This window comes from Pseudomonas sp. SJZ080 (assembly GCF_007828295.1).
Lineage (GTDB): Bacteria > Pseudomonadota > Gammaproteobacteria > Pseudomonadales > Pseudomonadaceae > Aquipseudomonas > Aquipseudomonas migulae_A.
In genome coordinates this window covers 42,540-60,582 of the sequence record NZ_VIUK01000016.1, presented here as the reverse complement: position 1 = coordinate 60,582, position 18,043 = coordinate 42,540, and the positions used below count along the sequence as shown (strand labels likewise).

The following is an 18,043-nucleotide window of genomic DNA, read 5'->3' as shown; positions in this document are numbered from 1 at the left end:
GGAGCAGAGTATGGATCCGCGCAGTGAAGTACTGCTTCGTCAGGCCGAGTTATTCCAGGGTTCGGTGTTGCTGGCCGGTTTGCCCGCCGATGATTTGCTCGGGCGCCTGCCCGACGCCCATGGCTGGTGCTGGCACGCCGGCGACCAGACTGCGCTGGACGCTCGTTTCTCCGAGCGCAGCCACTTCGGCGTGACCGCGCCCGAGCGCGAGTTCGACACTGCGGTGGTGTTTCTGCCCAAGTCCAAGGACCTTACCGACTACATCCTCAACGCCCTCGCCTCACGCCTGGCCGGTCGCGAGCTGTATCTGGTGGGTGAAAAACGCAGCGGTATCGAAGGCGCAGCCAAACAACTGAACCCGTTCGGCAAACCACGCAAGCTCGACAGCGCGCGTCACTGCCAGCTCTGGCAGGTCACAGTGGCCGATGCGCCAGCGGCCAAATCGTTGGAAAGCCTGGCTCAGACCTATGAGTTGCCGCTGGCCGAAGGTCCGCTGAAAGTCATCAGCCTGCCGGGCGTGTTCAGCCACGGTCGCCTGGATCGCGGCAGTGCGTTGCTGCTGGAGCATCTCGACAAATTGCCAAGCGGCCATTTACTGGATTTCGGCTGTGGCGCGGGTGTATTGGGTGCAGCGGTCAAGCGTCGTTATCCGCACAATCAGGTCACGCTGCTCGACGTGGATGCGTTTGCCGCCGCCAGCAGTCGCTTGACCCTGGCTGCCAACGGTCTGGAAGCCGAGGTGATTACCGGTGATGGCATCGATGCGGCGCCGATGGGTTTGAGTGCGATCCTGAGCAATCCGCCGTTCCATGTCGGTGTACACACCGACTATTTCGCTACCGAGAACTTGCTGCGAAAAGCGGCCAAACATCTGAAAAACGGTGGCGAACTGCGCCTGGTTGCGAACAGTTTCCTGAAGTATCAGCCACTGATCGAAGAGCACCTTGGCGTGTGTGCGATCAAGGCTGAAGGACAGGGCTTCAGAATTTATCGAGCCAAGCGCGGTTAGAAATTTGTTCTTGCCCAATCGGATTTGGCTAGGCAGAATCCGCTCCGTCCTAGGGGAGTAGTCTCCCACGAGCGCCATGCTCGTCCGGCATACGTCAACATACTTGGTCCTCAGACCATGGCGTATGCGACCCAAGCGTCCGCATCAGACGGATCGCCAGGGTTTGACAAGACCTATGACACGAACACCTTACCCGGGGCGGGAAGGCTGTACGTGTCATAGCCGTGTCGACCCGCCCCTTAGGAAAACCCTGATGCTGGATTCACTTCTCGTTCCCACCGCAATCGTTGCCTTGGCCGAAATCGGCGACAAGACGCAACTGCTCGCGCTCATTCTCGCTGCCCGCTTTCGCAAACCATGGCCGATCATCGCCGGCATCGTCGCCGCCACCTTGGCCAACCACGCTGCAGCCGGTGCGGTAGGCGCCTGGGTCGGAAGTTTCTTCTCGGATGCGATGTTGCACTGGATTCTCGCCGCGAGCTTCACCGCGACGGCGTTGTGGACCCTGGTGCCGGACAAGATGGATGAGGATGAAGCCAGCACCGCCCGCAAGTTCGGGCCGTTCCTGACGACGCTGATTGCGTTCTTCCTCGCGGAAATCGGCGACAAGACTCAGATCGCGACCGTGATGCTTGCCGCGCAATATCCGGAATTGTGGCTGGTGATCATCGGCACCACCTTGGGCATGTTGATTGCCAACGTGCCAGTGGTGTTGGCAGGTAACTTTGCGGCGGACAAACTGCCCCTGACGTTGATCCGTCGCCTGGCGGCTTCGGCGTTCTTCATCCTGGCGATTGTCGCGGTGTACAAGGCGATGCAGAGCAGTGGGTGGGTTTAAAGCGGTAAGTCAGTAACTCCGCGTAATCGTTCATCGCGGGCAAGCCCGCTCCCACAGGTTTTCGGTCGATCACATCATTTGTGTACGGCACAAAATTTGTGGGAGCGGGCTTGCCCGCGAAGGCGTCAGCGGATTCAACGCATACCTATCAGGATTTAGGCGCTTTCTCGTACAGAGGCATCACCTTCGGAATCGCCGCCTGCAACGCCGCTGTCCGGCTACTCGAAGACGGGTGCGTACTGAGGAATTCCGGCGGTGCGCCTTCATCCGCCTTGCTCATTTTGTCCCACAAGGTCAGTGCTGCATTCGGGTTGAAACCGGCGCGAGCCGCCAGCTCCAGACCGATCAGGTCTGCCTCGTTTTCATTGGTGCGGCTATTAGGCAAGGTCATCAACAGATTCACGCCGTTATTCCCGACCGCCACAATCGATGCCGGCGCGCCTGCCGCAATCGCCACTTCCTTGGCGATACTCCAACCATGGGATTTGGATAACGCCTCACGACCGTGCTCACGCAAGGCATGGGCGATTTCATGACCCATTACCGCGGCCAACTCGTCGTCGGTCAGTTTTAGCTTATCAATCAAACCGGTGAACACAATCACTTTCCCGCCAGGACCGCAGTTGGCGTTGAGGTCATCACTCTTGATCAGGTTTACCTCCCATTTCCATTGCGCGGCATCCGGGCGAAACGTCGGCGCCTGGGCGATCAGTCGATCGGCAATCGCCTGAACACGTTTGGCCTCAGCACTGGTTTTGTCGAGGATGTTTTTGCTGCTCGCGTCGCCCAGAGTCTGCTGGTAGTCCTGCGCATACGCTTGATTGACCTGCTCACTCGAGAGCAACGTGGTCATCCTTTGCTGGCGAACGACGCCGACCTCACCCGCGCTGGTCGTGTTTACGGTTTCGCAGCCATTGAGCAACAGCGCCGAGCCCAACATGCACGCAACCAGAGACTTGTTCATCAAGACACTCCCTTTAATCCGCCACCCGATCGAGAGACGGTAGTATCAAAAAATTCATACTGCACTGACTGCCTGACTGCACAAAGGTTCGGTACCTGCCTGATAGCGACATCCACCACTCCAAAATTGCCATTTCACCCTGCCTCGCTCATGGCCCTCGAACCCCCTGCCGATACAGCACCGCAGATGTCCTCTTGCGTGCGGAGCACCTATGAAATTCAAGTCGATTCAGTTTTCCGTGGCGGCCCTCGCCGGTGCCATCGTTCTCAGCGTAGTCGCCGCGCTGGTGCTATACGCCCTGTTTTCCGGTGCCCGGACCCAAGAAATGGTTCAAGAGCGGACCCAGACGCAATTCGAGCAAGTCATCGAACAGCGCCTGACGTCCCTGGCGCAAACCCAGGTCAGCCAGATCCAGCGCGAACTTGAAGCGCCCCTGCTGATTGCCGGCGGACTGGTGCGGGTCAACGCCCTGATCGGCACGCCGGGTGCAGACGGCCAACCACAGTTGAGCCTGAGCCGTGAGCAATTGATCAGCCTGATCAAGGAAAACGTCGCCAAAAACCCGAAAATCCTCGGCACTTACATCGGCTGGGAAAAAGACGCACTCGACCACAACGATGCGGCCTACGTCGGCACCAAGGTGGTAGGGATCGACGCCAGCAACGGCCGCTTCCTGCCATGGTGGTTCCGCAACGAAGACGGCACGCTGGGCCTGGACAAACTGGTGGACGTCGACGACCAGAAAACCCTGTCCACCGGCGTGCGCGCCAGCGAGTACTACCTGTGCTCGAAAGAAACCAAAAAATCCTGTGTGATCGATCCGGCGCCCTACAAGGTCGGCGACAAGATCGTCATGCTCGCCTCCTTTATCGAACCGATCATGCTCGACGGCGCCTTCCAGGGCATCGTCGGCGCCGACCTGTCGGTGAACTTCATCCAGGAAATGCTCCTGGGCGCGAACCAGAAGCTGTACAACGGCTCGGGTGTCATGGCGCTGATCGGCGGCAACGGCCGGATCGTGGCCTACACCAAAGACCCGAGCAAATTCGGCGAGAAGGTCAGCGACATCCTCGACAGCCAACAGATCGCCAACATGGCCAATCTCAAGCGCGGCGAAGTCACTTACACCGTCGACAAGGCCCAAGGCCGGATCGAATTGTATCTGCCATTCGGCATCGGCCAGACCGACGCGCGCTGGACCCTGATGCTGCAACTGCCGCTTAACGCAGTGATGGCCGACCTGCAAAAACTCCAGGCCGACCTCGACACACAGCGCAAATCCGACACCTTCGGCATGGCCATGGTAGGCCTGCTGATTGCCGGCATCGGCTTGCTGGTAATCTGGCTGGTGGGCCATGGCATTGCCCGGCCGCTTAAACAGATGGTCGCCATGCTCGACGACATTGCCAAAGGCGAAGGCGACCTGACGCGCCGCCTGACCAGTGATCGCGCCGACGAATTGGGCTCGATCGCCAAAGGCTTCAATACCTTCCTCGCCAAGTTGCAGGCGATGATCACTCAGGTCGTGACGTCGGTGCAGAGCGTCAGCGATTCGTCGGAACACACCGCTGACATCGCCATTCGCACCAATATTGGCGTGCAGAAACAAATGGTCGAGATCGATCAGGTTGCCACGGCGGTGCATGAAATGACCGCCACGGCCCAAGACGTGGCGCGCAACGCGACCCAGGCAGCGCAAGCGGCCAGCCATGCGGATCAGGCGGCGGCGCAGGGCAAACAGATCGTGCGCGACACCTCGAATTCGATCGGTGTGCTGGCGGTGGAAATCGGCAAGGCTGTGGGCGTGGTGCAAAACCTGGCCAAGGACAGCGAGAACATCAACGCGATCCTCACGGCCATTCGCGGGATTGCCGAGCAGACCAACCTGCTGGCCTTGAACGCGGCCATCGAAGCGGCACGCGCCGGCGAACAGGGCCGTGGCTTTGCAGTGGTGGCGGATGAAGTGCGCAACCTGGCGCAGAAAACCCAGCAGGCCACCGAAGAAATCCAGACCATGATCCAGCAGCTGCAACAAGGCACGCGCGATGTGGTGCGGGTGATGGAGGACAGCCAGAACCGTACCGATGAAAGCGTGCAACATGCGGCGAAAGCGGCTGAAGCGCTGGATGCGATCACTCAGGCGGTGTCGGTGATCAACGACATGAACACGCAGATTGCCAGCGCGGCCGAAGAGCAGAGCGCGGTGGCGGATGACATCAACCGTAACGTGATCAACATCGGACAGGTGGCCAATGAAGTGGCCGGTGGCGCGGATGAGTCCAGTGCGGCGAGTGCGGACCTGACCAAGCTGGCGGAACAGCAGCGGCGGTTGATCAATCAGTTCAAGGTGTGATCCAGAGGCCCCATCGCGAGCAAGCCCGCTCCCACAGTTGATCGCATTCGATTGTGGGAGCGGGCTTGCTCGCGAAGGGGCCGGTACAAACAACGCATCAACCGGGGGTCAAACACTCTGGCCCATTCAACTTCGGATCATTCACCAGATTCGCCAACACCCGCTCGCGCAACGCAGCGGGCTCACTGGCCAGCAACCCCTGCAACACATGCAAAGGCGTCTCGGGATCGAGCCATGCCTGCTGCCCCGCCGCATCCAGAATCAACGGCCGACGCTGACTCGCCGCCGGTTGCGTGATCACTGCCGTGCTCAACCACACCTGCTCCTGCACCGGATACGCTTCCCAGATCGCCGCAAAATACAGCGTCGAGCCCTCCCCCGGCGTCAGCCAGTAAGGCCGCTTGCGCGTCGTGCCGCGCCACTCGTAAAAACCGTTGGCCGGCAGCAGGCACCGGCGCTCGCGCAGGGCCTGACGGAACATCGGTTGCTCAGCCACGGTTTCGGCCCGGGCATGGGCCGGCGTGCGGGACAGATCGGTCAGCCACGGCGGCGTCAAACCCCAGCGCGCGCGGGCCAACTCTCGCTGGCTGTCGGCACCGGCACGCAGCATCAATACCGAATCGTTTGGGGAAATATTCCACTGGGCCTGCTGGTCGGCGGGAAAGCCAGGCAGGGCCGCGAAGGCGGGGTTCCAGCGAAACAGGGCATAACGTCCACACATGGGGCAACACGACTCTTGATAAAACGAACGTCAGCCTAACAGACCAGCGTGCCGGGAAAGCTGTCCGGTTGTTCATCGCCGGGCATTGGCAGCGCTGCATTGTACGCGGTGATCAACTCGCGGGCGTATTCGGCCTGGTCGTTATCCACCGCCAACCCGAGCAAGCCGAAAATCGGCAATTCGCCCGTGCCGCCCACCAGATCCCGGCCCACCAGATGCGCTTCGATGCCCTCGCTGGCCAGCATGCCTTGCAGCAACTCGCCCTCCATCAGGTTTTCCGGCTCGTAGATTCGCTGCATGGACGCCCTCACTCATTCTCGCTGAACACTTCGAGATGCCATTCCTCTCCATGAACCTGCAACACAAACGTAATGGGCCGACAACACACCTGACAGTCCTCGATATAGGTCTGATCGCCTGCCGATAAATCCACAGTCGTCTCGACCTCTTCACCACAATACGGACATTCGTAGCGCTCGGTTTCCAGCATCGCGGTCTCCCGGGTGACTTGTGCGTATAATCGCCGGTCTATTTGCAGGGCTATTTTTGTCTGGCTACCTTTTCAGACCGTGCCCCGTTGGTTTTCGATCAAAACCTTTACTTACCCTAGCCGTTTCTAACAAGAGAGCATGATGGGCGAATTCGATGCCATCCGACCTTACGACGACAGCGAAGTCCCAGCGGTACTGAACCGGCTGCTCGGCGACAAGGCGTTTCTAGATATCCTCATCCACTTCCGCTTCCCGCGTTATGCCGGTGCCTTCGGCTGGATGCTCAAACCCCTTATAGCCCATCGGCTGCGCCGTGAGTTCGCCGGTGTCCATTCGGTAGCGACGTTGCAGGACAAAGTCGAGGTGTACGTTGACCACACCATCGAGCGCGCCACGGACGGTGTGACGTACACCGGCGTCGAGCAATTCAAGTCCGGCAGCGCTTACCTGTTCATCGCCAACCACCGCGACATCGTGATGGACCCGGCCTTCGTCAACTATGCCGTGTACCACGCCGGCCTGCCGACACCGCGCATAGCGATTGGCGACAACCTGCTGCAGAAACCCTTCGTCAGCGACCTGATGCGCCTGAACAAGAGCTTCATCGTGCACCGCTCGATCACTGGTCGCCGGGAAAAAATGGCGGCATATCAACTGCTGTCCGCCTACATCAACCACTCGATCCGCAACGATTGCGCCTCGATCTGGATCGCTCAGGCCGAAGGCCGGGCCAAGGACGGCGACGACCGCACCGAGTCGGCGATCCTCAAGATGTTCCACATGAGCCGCAAGGATGAGCCGTTCGGCGAAGTCATCCGCTCGCTGAACGTCACCCCGGTTTCGATCAGCTACGAATATGATCCGTGCGACCAGGCCAAGGCGCGTGAGCTCTACATTCGCGCCACCACCGGCAGCTACACCAAAGTGCCGGGCGAGGACGATGTGAGCATCGCCAAGGGCATCACCGGCTACAAGGGCCGCGTCCACGTGAACTTCGCCGCGCCGATCACCGAGCTCTACGAAGACACCAAGCAATTGGCGATCGAAATTGACAGGCAGATCCTCGGCGGCTACCGCTTGTTCCCGGTGCACTATCTGGCATACGCACAGTGGAAGGACGCTGATCCGCAGTTGCAGGTGCCGAAAGCGGCTGAAGTGTTTGCGGCCGACGAACTGGCGAAGGCCCAGGAAGAATGGCAACGGCGTCTGGACGCTTGCCCGGAAGAACATCGCCCGTTCCTGGTGCTGCAATACGCCACGCCGGTGCGGAATCAGTACCGCGTGAAAGCCGGGTTGCCGCTGTAGGTTTTTACAGCAAGATCAAAAGATCGTCCGAAGGCTCGGGCCGCGTTCGGACGATTTTTTGCTTCAAGGGATCAAACGCGAGTGCTGATCCACGACACCAGCAACGCCACCCCCAGGCAGGCAAAACCGAAACGATAGAAAAACCGGTTCATGCGCAAGGTCGCCCAATCCAGCACGGGCTCTTCACTGGGACGGCTCTGACGCTGCGCTGCCAGACTGGCCTGCGCGCGTTGTTCGCGGCGACGCGTTGCATGCAGCAACCAACTGCCCGGGAAGGCAAACAGCAAGGCGAGCAGGTTGATCAATTTGGCGGGATGGGCGGTAAACAGCGTCATCAAATGCAGCGACATCACAAACCTCAGTCAAAACAGGTGTGGCGAACGCCGGACCGACGACCGCGGCGCGGATTCTACCGAAAGCCGTCCCTCCTGCCCGCCGTTTTACGACAAATAACTCGCCATCTGGCAGATTCCTGCCCTGCGTCACGGCTTCGTCATCTGAATGCGCCAGTCTCTCGGCCCATCGAAACCGACATGGAAACCGTCATGCTGCACGCCGAAAACCAGGATCGCCTCTACCTCATCGCTCAAAGCGACGAACAACAAGCCTTAGTCGGCAGCCTTGCCTTCAACGTTCAGGATCGCCATTGGCTGGTGTATTGCGCACTGGGCGGGCATCAACATGCGGATTTGCCGGAGACGGATTTGTTGACGGGCGTGAGTGTGCTGGATTTTTATTCGCAGGCCGCGTGACAACACCGCTGATCCGCTGTGGGAGCGGGCTTGCTCGCGAAAGCGGTGGGTCAGCTTCATTGATGTTGACTGACACTCCGCCTTCGCGAGCAAGCCCGCTCCCACAGGGGGATGGGTATATCCAAAAAATCAGCGGCACAAAAAAGCCCGGCGCCATCACTGGTGCCGGGCTTTTTGATGTCAGCGAAAACTTACTCGCCGAGAATCTGACCCACGGTCGGGTCCTTGAACAGACGCGTCAACGCGTCACTCAACACATCGCTGACCAGCTTGGTGTTGGTTTCCTGATTCGGCGCCATGCCGAAGCGCTGATCCAGCGACGCGCCGTAACGACCGCTGTAGCGGCGGTTGGCGTTCTGTACATCGGAGCGGAAGGTCGCGCCAATGGTCGCCTCGGTCACGTACATGCCTTCTTTCGGCGATTGATACTTCAGCTCGGCCAGTGTCACCGTCAGTTGCGGTGCGTTCATCGCATTGGATGTCGGGGTAAAGCCCAGCAAGCGCACGGCCGCTTCGGCCTGGGCCTGCAACTTCGGCAGGATCTGCGCGCCCTGGACCGTGATCGCACTGGTCTCCGGATACAGACCGCCACGGGTGCCCAGGGTTGGCGACGGACGACCGTCCACCACACGCACCACCACTGGCTGACCATGGCCGACCGGCGCCAGCTGAGCCGTCAGCTTCGGCTCCGGGTTCAGTTGTTGCGGGCTGTGGGCGCAGCCAACCAGGGTCAAACTGGTCACAGTGATCAAACCGAACAACAGGCGTTGCAACATGCTCTTCTCTCCAGAATCAGGCACAAACAGGCCGGCAGTATAGCGGTGGGCCACTGCGGGTAACCAGCGCCTCGCAGTGAATACTGAAATGTCTGACAAACCCTTGGGAAGCCGGTTCCTGTCACACAGATGTCACCGCCCATACACGTGCATGTCACGGCGCTCTGACAACCTTCTCGGCAGTCACCCCTTCAAGGTACTTTGCCATGCGCTACCTGATCTCGCTGTTCGCGCCACGCCCATTGCATCGCTGCTTCGCCCTGCTCGACCGCAATGGTCATTGCCAGGCATTCAAGCAGTGCAGCCTGCAGCCGATGGGCGATGGCTGGGTCGAAATCGAAGAAATCCGCCTCAACTGGCTGCACCATCCCCTGCCCGCCAGTGCCCGTGTCAGCCAGCACCGACCGCGTGCGCGGGCGCAGCAGCTGTTGGCCACCTGACCAGACGCCTAATAAAAGTCATTAAACACGTCCATTTCCCTGCGTTTCTTAGATACAATCTCCCCCCGATTATAAGGACGTCTCCTGATCGGGCCTCGCAGCATCGTCAATGCTTCGGTATTGGCACCCCCGCACCGCCCACAGAGAGCCGCCCACACAGATCGAGTGAAGCTGGCGCGCTTGCTGTTCCTTGAGCAAAACCCCCACTTTTCGCGAATCTGCAGAGCTGTCATTACGCTCGGTCACTGAGCTGTTTGCCCGTTTTGCCTGTCATGTATCCCATGACGGCAATCCATCCGGGCACGGTGCCAGGCTGGGGCAGCCCTTTTTTGAGGTTCACGTCTTCAAAAGAGCGTGAAAAAAACGGGTTTTCACAACTTCACAAGAGTGTGGCGAGCAAATGAATAGTTTTGCGTCTGAATATGCACCATTAGCGTCTGGAACAGCCCAACGACACAGGACCGAGTATTCCTCGAACACCGGAGCCTGAAGCCTGTCCGCTACGGATTTGGTTGCACAAACGGAAGTCTCGACCATAAGTCGAATTGCCAGTCGCGCGTTGAAATGAGTTCATAGACCTCATTCACCCGGTCGGTAGCCTCCGTCGAAGTTGCGATAAATTGCGAAGATTCGGACATGGCGATACTGCCATGGTTACCTTGGGCCCACTGATACGCCCCGGAACGCCTGGCAGCCATGCCGACAATTTGGTGCTGCAGATTTTGGAGACGCGTTAAATGGCGCATAACGAAGCAGTCGACGTAGTACTGGTTGGGGCCGGCATCATGAGTGCCACCCTCGCAGTACTGCTCAAAGAGCTCGACCCCGCGATCAAGCTGGAAGTCGTCGAGCTGATGGATTCCGGTGCTGCGGAGAGTTCGAACCCGTGGAACAACGCCGGTACCGGTCACGCCGGGCTGTGTGAGCTCAATTACACGCCGCAGGCTGCCGACGGCACCGTCGACATCAAGAAAGCCGTGCACATCAACACCCAGTTCGAGGTGTCGAAGCAGTTCTGGTCGTACCTGACCAAAAAAGGCACCTTCGGTTCGTGCAAGTCCTTCATCAGCCCGGTGCCGCACCTGAGCTTCGTGCAAGGTGACAGTGGCGTGTCCTTCCTCAAGGAGCGCTTCAAGGTGCTGAGCAAGCACCACGCCTTCTCCGATATGGAGTACACCGAAGACAAGGCAAAAATGGCGGACTGGATGCCATTGATGATGCCTGGTCGTCCGGCTGACGAAGTCATCGCTGCCACCCGCGTGATGAACGGCACCGACGTCAACTTCGGCGCGTTGACCAACCAATTGCTCAAGCACCTGACCAGCGCACCCGATGCCCAGGTCAAGTACTGCAAGCGCGTCACCGGCCTGAAGCGCAACAACGGCGGCTGGACCGTCAGCATCAAGGACGTCAACAGCGGCAACACCCGTGAAGTCGACGCCAAATTCGTCTTCCTCGGCGCGGGCGGCGCGGCATTGCCGCTGTTGCAGGCTTCGGGCATCGAAGAGAGCAAAGGCTTCGGCGGTTTCCCGATCAGTGGCCAATGGCTGCGTTGCGACAACCCGGAAGTGGTCAAACACCACCAGGCCAAGGTCTATAGCCAGGCCGCCGTGGGCTCGCCGCCGATGTCCGTGCCGCACCTGGACACCCGCGTCGTCGATGGCAAGAAGTCCCTGCTGTTCGGACCGTATGCCGGCTTCACCACCAAGTTCCTCAAGCACGGTTCCTTCATGGACCTGCCGATGTCGGTTCGCGCCGGCAACATCGGCCCGATGCTGGCCGTGGCGAAAAACAACATGGACCTGACCAAGTACCTGGTCAGCGAAGTGATGCAGTCGATGGAGCAGCGCCTGGAGTCCCTGCGTCGCTTCTACCCTGAGGCGAAAGCCGAAGACTGGCGCCTGGAAGTGGCCGGCCAACGGGTTCAAATCATCAAGAAAGACCCGAAAAAGGGCGGCGTCCTGCAGTTCGGTACCGAACTGGTCGCGGCCAAGGACGGTTCCCTTGCTGCACTGCTCGGCGCTTCGCCAGGCGCTTCGGTGACCGTTTCGATCATGCTGGAGCTGATCGAGAAATGCTTCCCGGCCAAAGCGTCCGGCGAGTGGGCGGCCAAACTGGCGGAAATCTTCCCGGCCCGTGAAAAGGTTCTGGAAACCGATGCTGCGCTGTATCGCAAGATCAACACGCAGAACAACATCGCGCTGGAACTGGTTGAAGAAAGCAGCGAGACCCCAAGCTACGCTTGATCGTCGCGCATAAAAAACGCCCCGTTCTCATTGAGAGCGGGGCGTTTTTTATGCCTGCTTCACGACGAATCCAATTTTGCAGGAGCCGGCTTGCTGGCGATGGCATCAATTCGGTATGTCAGATAACACCGAGGTGATGCCATCGCCAGCAAGCCGGCTCCTACAAAGGCGGCTTTTTTTCGTCGGATGAAAGGGCCTTAACCGCGAGCCTTGTCGATCAGCTCGATGTACTCGGCCGCGTTGCGCTGATCCTTGATCAGGGTCACAAAGTCATTGCCGTGCTCATCCTTGCCGTTCAAATCCAGGCCAGCTTCAACAAAGAACGTCAGAAACCGCTCGAAATCGTCGATGCGCAGGCCACGGTAAGCCTTGATCAGTTTGTGCAGGGACGGCGAAGTGGCGTCGACCGGTTCGAAATCGAGAAACAACTTGATCTGCTCATCGCCGATCTCGTCACCAATCACTTGCTTCTTATCTTTACGCATTGCCGACTCCAGCTCGCAGACATTTCACGGGGCGGGCAGTTTACCCCTCACTGGCCGCCGGGCTCAACGCGGACGAACGGCCCCGGTGTGCAGGTCAGCCCAGACATGACCATTGGCGTAGCTGAGGAACTGGCAATACACCGTCTCATTGCGCAACAAGTCGATCACCACGCGGTACTGCGCCATCGGATAAAACAGCGTCAGGGTTTTGCTCTTGTCGTCGTAGATCGGCTTTTTCAGGCTTTTGCTTTCGCCATCGAAGTTGACCAGCACCTGATTGATGCTCGCACCCTTGTTCAAGGGTTTGCCCTTGAGGCGGATCAGCAGCGGAGACGTTACCGGGATCGGCTGTTGGGTGGACTGGCGCTGACTGCCGACCACTACCGAATATTCGGTGACCTGCAGCAGTTGTTGCTGCTCGGGTTCGACATCACGCAGGGTCAGGTCGTCCGGCGGCAGAAACTGCGCATGCATCGGCGCCGGCGCGGCGGCCAGGGGCAGGCTGAAGGTCAGCAACAGGGCGGCGCAGCAGCGGATCAAACGGCTCATGACAGGCTCCCAGGGCGAAGCCGAGCACTCTAGCACGAGGATCAACCGTGCGAATTAGCGATATGGGTCAATACTTCGCGATACCAAGCTGGCCATACTGGAAGAGCTTTCAGCCGTCGATAACGGTGCACCGTCTACTGTGGAGTGCTTATGTCGTTCTCCGTTCCCCCGTTATTCGCCGCCTGGCGTCAAACCTGGCACGCCGGCTACACCCTCAGACGCTTGCGCGGCGACATCAGTGCCGGGGTGACGGTGGGGATTATCGCCATCCCATTGGCCATGGCCCTGGCGATTGCCGTCGGTGTACCGCCCCAGCAAGGGTTGTATACGGTACTGATCGCCGCGCCCCTGATCGCCCTGACCGGCGGTTCGCGTTTCAATGTCAGTGGGCCTACTGCCGCGTTCGTGGTCATTCTGCTGCCCATCACCCAACAATATGGATTGGGCGGCCTGCTCCTCTGCACCATGCTTGCCGGCGTCATCCTCATTGCCCTGGGGCTGATTCGAGCCGGGCGGTTGATTCAGTACATTCCGTATCCGGTCACCCTGGGCTTTACCGCCGGGATCGGCATTGTCATTGCCACCCTGCAATTGAAGGATTTGCTGGGCCTGAACACCGCCGGCCAGGCAGAACACTACATCGAGCAGCTGGGTGTACTGATTCTCGCGTTGCCCAGCGCTAATCTGGGGGACGGAATTATCGGCATCGCCTGCCTGGCCATTCTGATTGTCTGGCCACGGTGGGTGCCGAGGATTCCGGGGCATTTGGTGGCGCTGACCATCGGCGCACTCCTGGGGTTGGCGCTGGAGCACGGCGGGCTGGCGGTGGCGACATTGGGTGAGCGTTTCAGCTATATGGTCGAGGGCGTCAGCCATCCCGGCATTCCGCCGTTCCTGCCGAGCTTCGATTGGCCGTGGAATCTACCCGGCCCCGACGGCCAGCCGCTGCACCTGTCCTACGACTTGATCCGTCAATTAATGGCGCCAGCGTTCGCCATTGCCATGCTCGGCGCCATCGAATCCTTGTTGTGTGCGGTGGTGGCGGATGGCATGACCGGCAGCAAACACGAGCCCAACGCAGAACTGCTGGGCCAGGGCCTGGGCAATCTGATCGCACCGTTGTTCGGCGGCATTACCGCCACGGCGGCCATTGCCCGTAGTGCCACGAATGTGCGCAGCGGGGCCTTTTCGCCATTGGCGGCCATTATTCACAGCGCGGTGGTGCTGATGGCGATACTGGTCCTCGCACCGCTTTTCAGCTACCTGCCGATGGCTGCACTGGCAGCATTGCTGGTCATGGTGGCGTGGAACATGAGCGAAGCCCGGCACGTGCTGCATACCCTGCGCATCGCGCCCCGCAGCGATGTGCTGGTCTTGCTGACCTGCCTGAGCCTGACGGTGTTATTCGATATGGTGATGGCCGTCGGCGTCGGCCTGCTGCTGGCCGCCGGGTTATTTATCAAGCGCATGAGCGATCTGACGGATACCGCCGAACTGCCACGCGGCTACCATCAAGCCTTGCAGGAGATGCCGGAGCATGTTCGGTGCTATGCGATACGCGGGCCGCTGTTCTTCGGCGCGGCCGAAAAAGCCTTGGGGGTGCTGCGCAAATTCAGTCCGGAGGTCAAAGTAGTGATCGTCGAGATGAGCGCGGTGCCCATGCTGGACATGACGGCGCTGGCGGCCTTCGACAATATCCTGAGGGATTACCGCACGGACGGCATTGGCCTGATTCTGGTGGCGACCACCCCACGGGTGCGCCTGAAGCTCAGACGCGCGGGCATCCATCGTGAGCAGCGTCAGTTGGCCTACGTGAACAACCTGGAACAGGCTCGTCGCAAAAGCGAACGCTGGCTGGCCGGGAAAAACTGAGCGCGCCTCAGGCGAACTGAGCGCGCATCCAGGCTTGATACTCGGCGACACCCGGCTCGCCTTCACGCGGCGCCCAATCAGCCAGCTCACCTTCGCCAACTGGGCGATAAGGGCCGGCCTTGCACTCGAACATCAAGCTATCGGCTTCCAGCACCACCAAGCCATGGAACACACCGGTTGGCAGGTCGACACCCACACAGTCGCCACCGGCCTGCAGGATCTGCTTGCGCACCACCGCGCCGGCCTCATCGAAAATCAGCAGACCAAGCCGCCCTTTGAGGACCAACAAGGTTTCAGCCTTGTTGTCCCCCAGATGCCGGTGAGGCGGAATGTACGTGGACGGCTGCAGACCCACCGCCATGCGATGGCAAGCCTCTTCCATCTGATGGAAGTTGTGATGCTGACGTCCACGTGGATTTGCCGCCGCCTGGCCGGCCAATTCATTGAACAAGGCTTGATCAAGAAAGCTCGGCGCGCTCATTGCTTACATCCCTTTGACGGCAAAAATTCCGTTGGCATTACGCCAGTAGCCTTTGTAGTCCATGCCGTAACCGAAGATGTAACGGTCGATGCACGGCAGGCCGACGAAATCGGCTTTCAGGTCCGGGCGAGCCTTGCGGTCGTGGTCCTTGTCGATCAGCACGGCGGTGTGCACTTTGCGCGCGCCGGCGTGTTTGCAGAAGTCGATGATCGCGCCCAGGGTGTGACCTTCGTCGAGAATGTCGTCGATGATCAGCACGTCGCGGTCGATGAACGACACTTCAGGCTTGGCTTTCCAGAACAGGTCGCCGCCGCTGGTTTCGTTGCGATAGCGGGTGGCGTGCAGGTAGGACGCTTCCAGCGGGAAATGCAGGTGGGTGAGCAGCTTGCCGGCGAAAATCAGGCCACCGTTCATCACACAGAACACCACCGGATTTGTGTCAGCCAGTTGTTCGTTGATGTGTGCACCGACGCGGGCGATGGCCGCCTCGACTTCAGCTTCGGTGTACAGGCAGTCAGCCTCTCGCATGATTTGACGGATATGCTCGAGATCAGCGGACATGGCGCTCTCCAGGGGGATTTGAGGGGGAGGGACGGTTCAGGAAAAGCGGGCAAAGGTACGCATCAAGCGAGGCCAGATCAAGCGTTTGTGGACTAACGTACTCTATGTCTATAGGACAACACCCTCGGATAGATTAATCTAGGCCGGTTTTTTTGCCCGCCGCCGGAGCCTTTCCCATGCCCATCCTCGAGATCCGCCATCCGCTGATCCGCCACAAACTCGGCCTGATGCGCCGCGCAGACATCAGCACCAAGAATTTCCGCGAGCTCGCTCAGGAAGTCGGTGCCCTGCTGACCTATGAAGCCACTAAAGACCTGCCGCTGGAATCCTACGACATAGAAGGTTGGTGCGGCACTGTGTCGGTCGAAAAAATCGCCGGCAAGAAGATTACCGTGGTGCCGATCCTGCGTGCCGGCATCGGCATGCTCGAAGGCGTGCTCAGCCTGATCCCGGGCGCCAAGGTCAGCGCCGTGGGCGTGGCCCGCAACGAAGAAACGCTGCAGGCCCACACCTACCTGGAGAAACTGGTTCCGGAAATCAACGAACGCCTGGCGATGATCATCGACCCGATGCTCGCCACCGGCAGCTCCATGGTCGCCACCATCGACCTGCTGAAAAAGGCCGGTTGCCGCGACATCCGCGCCATGGTGCTGGTCGCCGCGCCGGAAGGCATCGCCGCCGTGGAGAAGGCTCACCCGGACGTGACCATCTACACCGCTTCCATTGACGAGAAACTGAACGAGCACGGTTACATAATCCCGGGCCTGGGCGATGCCGGCGACAAGATCTTCGGCACCAAGCAGAAGGACGCTTGAGCATGCAGCAAGAGTTCAACGATCCGCTCTGGCGCACGGTGCTGTCGGGTGCGCAGATGCTGTTCGTGGCCTTTGGCGCGCTGGTATTAATGCCGCTGATTACCGGCCTCGACCCGAACGTGGCGCTGTTCACGGCGGGTCTGGGGACGATTCTGTTCCAGATCGTCACCGGGCGTCAGGTGCCGGTGTTCCTGGCGTCGAGCTTCGCCTTCATCACCCCCATCATTCTCGCCAAAGGCCAGTTCGGTCTTGCGGCGACCATGGGCGGCGTGATGGCGGCCGGTTTCGTCTACACCTTCCTCGGCCTCGCCGTGAAGATCAAAGGCACCGGTTTCATCGACCGTTTGCTGCCACCGGTGGTGATTGGTCCGGTGATCATTTCCATCGGTCTGGCCATGGCGCCGATTGCCGCCAACATGGCGATGGGCAAGGCTGGCGACGGTAGCGAGCTGATTCATTACCAGACAGCCATGCTGATCTCGATGCCGGCGTTGCTGACGACACTGATCGTCGCGGTGTTCGGCAAAGGCATTTTCCGCCTGGTGCCGATCATCTCCGGCGTGCTGGTCGGATTTGCCATGGCGTTCTACTTCGGCGTGGTCGATACCGCGAAGATTGCCGCTGCACCGTGGTTCGCGATCCCGAACTTCACCGCGCCGGAATTCAACTGGCAGGCGATTCTGTTCATTGTTCCGGTGGCATTGGCCCCGGCCATCGAACACATCGGCGGCGTGATCGCCGTCGGTAGCGTGACCGGTCGCGACTACCTGAAAAAACCCGGCCTGCACCGCACGCTGCTCGGTGATGGCATCGCCACCACCGCCGCCGGTTTGTTCGGCGGTCCGCCCAACACCACGTACGCCGAAGTGACGGGCGCGGTGATGCTAACCAAGAACTACAACCCGAAAATCATGACCTGGGCGGCGATCTTCGCCATCAGCCTGGCGTTCATCGGCAAGTTCGGCGCGTTGCTGCAAAGTATTCCGGTGCCGGTGATGGGCGGGATTCTGTGCCTGTTGTTCGGTTCGATTGCTGCGGTGGGGATGAACACCCTGATTCGCCACAAGATCGACCTGGGCGAAGCGCGCAATCTGGTGATTGTCTCGGTGACGCTGGTGTTCGGGATTGGCGGTGTGCTGGTCGGCACCGGCACCGGTCCGGACGACTTCGGCCTCAAAGGCATCGCACTGTGCGCGGTGGTAGCGATTGCGCTGAACCTGTTGCTGCCGGGCAATGACAGCTGGAAGCACAAGAAGGCGAATGAGCCGCTGATATAAGCCAAGGGCTTTGTTGCTGCTTCAGACGCCATCGCCAGCAAGCCGGCGCCTACAGGTTTTATGTCGGTCACATGAATGTGGAACGACTCGATCCTGTCGGAGCCGGCT

At 59.8% G+C, this 18,043-nt stretch carries 20 protein-coding genes, 1 pseudogene and 1 riboswitch; of the genes and pseudogenes, 11 read left to right on the top strand and 10 right to left on the bottom strand.

The annotated features are described in order from the left end of the window. Positions 1–10 precede the first annotated feature (10 nt). Both FBY04_RS20290 and FBY04_RS20285 read left to right on the top strand, forming a co-directional pair. Positions 11–1,009, top strand: a complete 999-nt coding sequence (locus FBY04_RS20290) for a class I SAM-dependent methyltransferase (protein ID WP_145316542.1) — start codon at positions 11–13, stop codon at positions 1,007–1,009. Between the two features lie 40 nt (positions 1,010–1,049). Next, positions 1,050–1,173: riboswitch (yybP-ykoY riboswitch) on the top strand. Positions 1,174–1,262: 89 nt separating this feature from the next. Beyond that, entirely contained in the window at positions 1,263–1,847 is a 585-nt protein-coding gene (locus FBY04_RS20285; RefSeq protein ID WP_145316540.1) for a TMEM165/GDT1 family protein, read from the top strand. Positions 1,848–1,995: 148 nt separating this feature from the next. Here the strand turns inward: FBY04_RS20285 and FBY04_RS20280 are convergent, their stop codons facing one another. Beyond that, positions 1,996–2,811 (bottom strand): M48 family metallopeptidase, encoded by an 816-nt coding sequence (locus FBY04_RS20280; protein ID WP_145316538.1) that lies wholly within the window; start codon positions 2,809–2,811, stop codon positions 1,996–1,998. Positions 2,812–3,022: 211 nt separating this feature from the next. Here FBY04_RS20280 and FBY04_RS33300 point away from each other — a divergent pair. Beyond that, a pseudogene (locus FBY04_RS33300) lies at positions 3,023–4,309 on the top strand (HAMP domain-containing protein); the annotation flags it as partial. Positions 4,310–4,321: 12 nt separating this feature from the next. After that, positions 4,322–5,164, top strand: coding sequence for a methyl-accepting chemotaxis protein (locus tag FBY04_RS33295; RefSeq protein ID WP_371927835.1), 843 nt, complete (start codon positions 4,322–4,324; stop codon positions 5,162–5,164). A gap of 97 nt (positions 5,165–5,261) precedes the next feature. Here FBY04_RS33295 and FBY04_RS20270 read toward each other — a convergent pair whose 3' ends face one another. Genes FBY04_RS20270 through FBY04_RS20260 form a run of 3 tightly spaced genes read right to left on the bottom strand, consistent with a single transcriptional unit; the run spans position 5,262 to position 6,375 of the window. Next, the gene (locus tag FBY04_RS20270; RefSeq protein WP_145316534.1) at positions 5,262–5,885 is read right to left on the bottom strand and encodes an SOS response-associated peptidase; all 624 of its coding nucleotides are present in this window, start codon (positions 5,883–5,885) and stop codon (positions 5,262–5,264) included. A gap of 35 nt (positions 5,886–5,920) precedes the next feature. After that, positions 5,921–6,184: a putative signal transducing protein gene (locus FBY04_RS20265; protein ID WP_084320444.1), complete on the bottom strand. Its 264-nt coding sequence runs from the start codon at positions 6,182–6,184 to the stop codon at positions 5,921–5,923. Positions 6,185–6,192: 8 nt separating this feature from the next. Then, positions 6,193–6,375: a CPXCG motif-containing cysteine-rich protein gene (locus FBY04_RS20260; protein WP_084320443.1), complete on the bottom strand. Its 183-nt coding sequence runs from the start codon at positions 6,373–6,375 to the stop codon at positions 6,193–6,195. A 142-nt stretch (positions 6,376–6,517) separates the two neighbouring features. Here FBY04_RS20260 and FBY04_RS20255 point away from each other — a divergent pair, with 142 nt between their 5' ends. Then, positions 6,518–7,681: a 1-acyl-sn-glycerol-3-phosphate acyltransferase gene (locus FBY04_RS20255; RefSeq protein ID WP_178118300.1), complete on the top strand. Its 1,164-nt coding sequence runs from the start codon at positions 6,518–6,520 to the stop codon at positions 7,679–7,681. Between the two features lie 71 nt (positions 7,682–7,752). Here FBY04_RS20255 and FBY04_RS20250 read toward each other — a convergent pair whose 3' ends face one another. Beyond that, positions 7,753–8,031 carry a hypothetical protein gene (locus tag FBY04_RS20250; protein WP_084320441.1) on the bottom strand — a complete coding sequence of 93 codons (279 nt, stop codon included), beginning with the start codon at positions 8,029–8,031 and terminating at the stop codon, positions 7,753–7,755. A gap of 195 nt (positions 8,032–8,226) precedes the next feature. Here FBY04_RS20250 and FBY04_RS20245 point away from each other — a divergent pair, with 195 nt between their 5' ends. Continuing rightward, complete coding sequence (locus FBY04_RS20245; protein ID WP_084320502.1) at positions 8,227–8,433, top strand: hypothetical protein; 207 nt, start codon at positions 8,227–8,229, stop codon at positions 8,431–8,433. A 191-nt stretch (positions 8,434–8,624) separates the two neighbouring features. Here the strand turns inward: FBY04_RS20245 and FBY04_RS20240 are convergent, their stop codons facing one another. After that, positions 8,625–9,209, bottom strand: coding sequence for a YajG family lipoprotein (locus tag FBY04_RS20240; RefSeq protein ID WP_084320440.1), 585 nt, complete (start codon positions 9,207–9,209; stop codon positions 8,625–8,627). A 206-nt stretch (positions 9,210–9,415) separates the two neighbouring features. Between FBY04_RS20240 and FBY04_RS20235 the strand changes: the two genes are divergently transcribed. Both FBY04_RS20235 and mqo read left to right on the top strand, forming a co-directional pair. Then, complete coding sequence (locus tag FBY04_RS20235) at positions 9,416–9,649, top strand: hypothetical protein (RefSeq protein WP_084320439.1); 234 nt, start codon at positions 9,416–9,418, stop codon at positions 9,647–9,649. 737 nt (positions 9,650–10,386) lie between these two features. After that, positions 10,387–11,895 (top strand): malate dehydrogenase (quinone), encoded by a 1,509-nt coding sequence (gene mqo / locus FBY04_RS20230; protein ID WP_084320438.1) that lies wholly within the window; start codon positions 10,387–10,389, stop codon positions 11,893–11,895. A 197-nt stretch (positions 11,896–12,092) separates the two neighbouring features. On the opposite strand, the gene FBY04_RS20225 is transcribed toward mqo, so the two are convergent. Together FBY04_RS20225 and FBY04_RS20220 are read right to left on the bottom strand one after the other, a co-directional pair. Further along, positions 12,093–12,380, bottom strand: a complete 288-nt coding sequence (locus tag FBY04_RS20225; RefSeq protein WP_084320437.1) for a PA4642 family protein — start codon at positions 12,378–12,380, stop codon at positions 12,093–12,095. Between the two features lie 63 nt (positions 12,381–12,443). Further along, the gene (locus tag FBY04_RS20220; protein ID WP_145316530.1) at positions 12,444–12,929 is read right to left on the bottom strand and encodes a hypothetical protein; all 486 of its coding nucleotides are present in this window, start codon (positions 12,927–12,929) and stop codon (positions 12,444–12,446) included. A 150-nt stretch (positions 12,930–13,079) separates the two neighbouring features. Between FBY04_RS20220 and dauA the strand changes: the two genes are divergently transcribed. Then, on the top strand, positions 13,080–14,801 hold the full coding sequence (dauA, locus tag FBY04_RS20215) for a C4-dicarboxylic acid transporter DauA (RefSeq protein ID WP_145316528.1): 1,722 nt from the start codon (positions 13,080–13,082) through the stop codon (positions 14,799–14,801). A 7-nt stretch (positions 14,802–14,808) separates the two neighbouring features. Here the strand turns inward: dauA and FBY04_RS20210 are convergent, their stop codons facing one another. Both FBY04_RS20210 and FBY04_RS20205 read right to left on the bottom strand, forming a co-directional pair. After that, positions 14,809–15,282: a WbuC family cupin fold metalloprotein gene (locus FBY04_RS20210; RefSeq protein ID WP_145316526.1), complete on the bottom strand. Its 474-nt coding sequence runs from the start codon at positions 15,280–15,282 to the stop codon at positions 14,809–14,811. Positions 15,283–15,285: 3 nt separating this feature from the next. Continuing rightward, entirely contained in the window at positions 15,286–15,843 is a 558-nt protein-coding gene (locus tag FBY04_RS20205) for a hypoxanthine-guanine phosphoribosyltransferase (RefSeq protein ID WP_084320433.1), read from the bottom strand. A 176-nt stretch (positions 15,844–16,019) separates the two neighbouring features. On the opposite strand from FBY04_RS20205, the gene upp reads away from it, so the two are divergent. Both upp and FBY04_RS20195 read left to right on the top strand, forming a co-directional pair. Then, complete coding sequence (gene upp / locus FBY04_RS20200) at positions 16,020–16,658, top strand: uracil phosphoribosyltransferase (protein ID WP_017340734.1); 639 nt, start codon at positions 16,020–16,022, stop codon at positions 16,656–16,658. 2 nt (positions 16,659–16,660) lie between these two features. Next, positions 16,661–17,935 carry a uracil-xanthine permease family protein gene (locus tag FBY04_RS20195; RefSeq protein WP_084320432.1) on the top strand — a complete coding sequence of 425 codons (1,275 nt, stop codon included), beginning with the start codon at positions 16,661–16,663 and terminating at the stop codon, positions 17,933–17,935. Positions 17,936–18,043: the final 108 nt, after the last annotated feature.

Excerpts from the sequence above, each read along its gene's own strand:
- FBY04_RS20205 (WP_084320433.1), bottom strand. The coding sequence starts at position 15,843 with ATGTCCGCTGATCTCGAGCATATCCGTCAAATCATGCGAGAGGCTGAC.
- FBY04_RS20255 (WP_178118300.1), top strand. The coding sequence starts at position 6,518 with ATGGGCGAATTCGATGCCATCCGACCTTACGACGACAGCGAAGTCCCA.
- FBY04_RS20220 (WP_145316530.1), bottom strand. The coding sequence starts at position 12,929 with ATGAGCCGTTTGATCCGCTGCTGCGCCGCCCTGTTGCTGACCTTCAGC.
- FBY04_RS20195 (WP_084320432.1), top strand. The coding sequence starts at position 16,661 with ATGCAGCAAGAGTTCAACGATCCGCTCTGGCGCACGGTGCTGTCGGGT.
- FBY04_RS20225 (WP_084320437.1), bottom strand. The coding sequence starts at position 12,380 with ATGCGTAAAGATAAGAAGCAAGTGATTGGTGACGAGATCGGCGATGAG.
- mqo (WP_084320438.1), top strand. The coding sequence starts at position 10,387 with ATGGCGCATAACGAAGCAGTCGACGTAGTACTGGTTGGGGCCGGCATC.
- FBY04_RS20265 (WP_084320444.1), bottom strand. The coding sequence starts at position 6,184 with ATGCAGCGAATCTACGAGCCGGAAAACCTGATGGAGGGCGAGTTGCTG.
- FBY04_RS20235 (WP_084320439.1), top strand. The coding sequence starts at position 9,416 with ATGCGCTACCTGATCTCGCTGTTCGCGCCACGCCCATTGCATCGCTGC.
- FBY04_RS20245 (WP_084320502.1), top strand. The coding sequence starts at position 8,227 with ATGCTGCACGCCGAAAACCAGGATCGCCTCTACCTCATCGCTCAAAGC.
- FBY04_RS20285 (WP_145316540.1), top strand. The coding sequence starts at position 1,263 with ATGCTGGATTCACTTCTCGTTCCCACCGCAATCGTTGCCTTGGCCGAA.
- upp (WP_017340734.1), top strand. The coding sequence starts at position 16,020 with ATGCCCATCCTCGAGATCCGCCATCCGCTGATCCGCCACAAACTCGGC.
- FBY04_RS20270 (WP_145316534.1), bottom strand. The coding sequence starts at position 5,885 with ATGTGTGGACGTTATGCCCTGTTTCGCTGGAACCCCGCCTTCGCGGCC.
- FBY04_RS20210 (WP_145316526.1), bottom strand. The coding sequence starts at position 15,282 with ATGAGCGCGCCGAGCTTTCTTGATCAAGCCTTGTTCAATGAATTGGCC.
- dauA (WP_145316528.1), top strand. The coding sequence starts at position 13,080 with ATGTCGTTCTCCGTTCCCCCGTTATTCGCCGCCTGGCGTCAAACCTGG.
- FBY04_RS20290 (WP_145316542.1), top strand. The coding sequence starts at position 11 with ATGGATCCGCGCAGTGAAGTACTGCTTCGTCAGGCCGAGTTATTCCAG.
- FBY04_RS20240 (WP_084320440.1), bottom strand. The coding sequence starts at position 9,209 with ATGTTGCAACGCCTGTTGTTCGGTTTGATCACTGTGACCAGTTTGACC.
- FBY04_RS33295 (WP_371927835.1), top strand. The coding sequence starts at position 4,322 with ATGATCACTCAGGTCGTGACGTCGGTGCAGAGCGTCAGCGATTCGTCG.
- FBY04_RS20280 (WP_145316538.1), bottom strand. The coding sequence starts at position 2,811 with ATGAACAAGTCTCTGGTTGCGTGCATGTTGGGCTCGGCGCTGTTGCTC.
- FBY04_RS20250 (WP_084320441.1), bottom strand. The coding sequence starts at position 8,031 with ATGTCGCTGCATTTGATGACGCTGTTTACCGCCCATCCCGCCAAATTG.
- FBY04_RS20260 (WP_084320443.1), bottom strand. The coding sequence starts at position 6,375 with ATGCTGGAAACCGAGCGCTACGAATGTCCGTATTGTGGTGAAGAGGTC.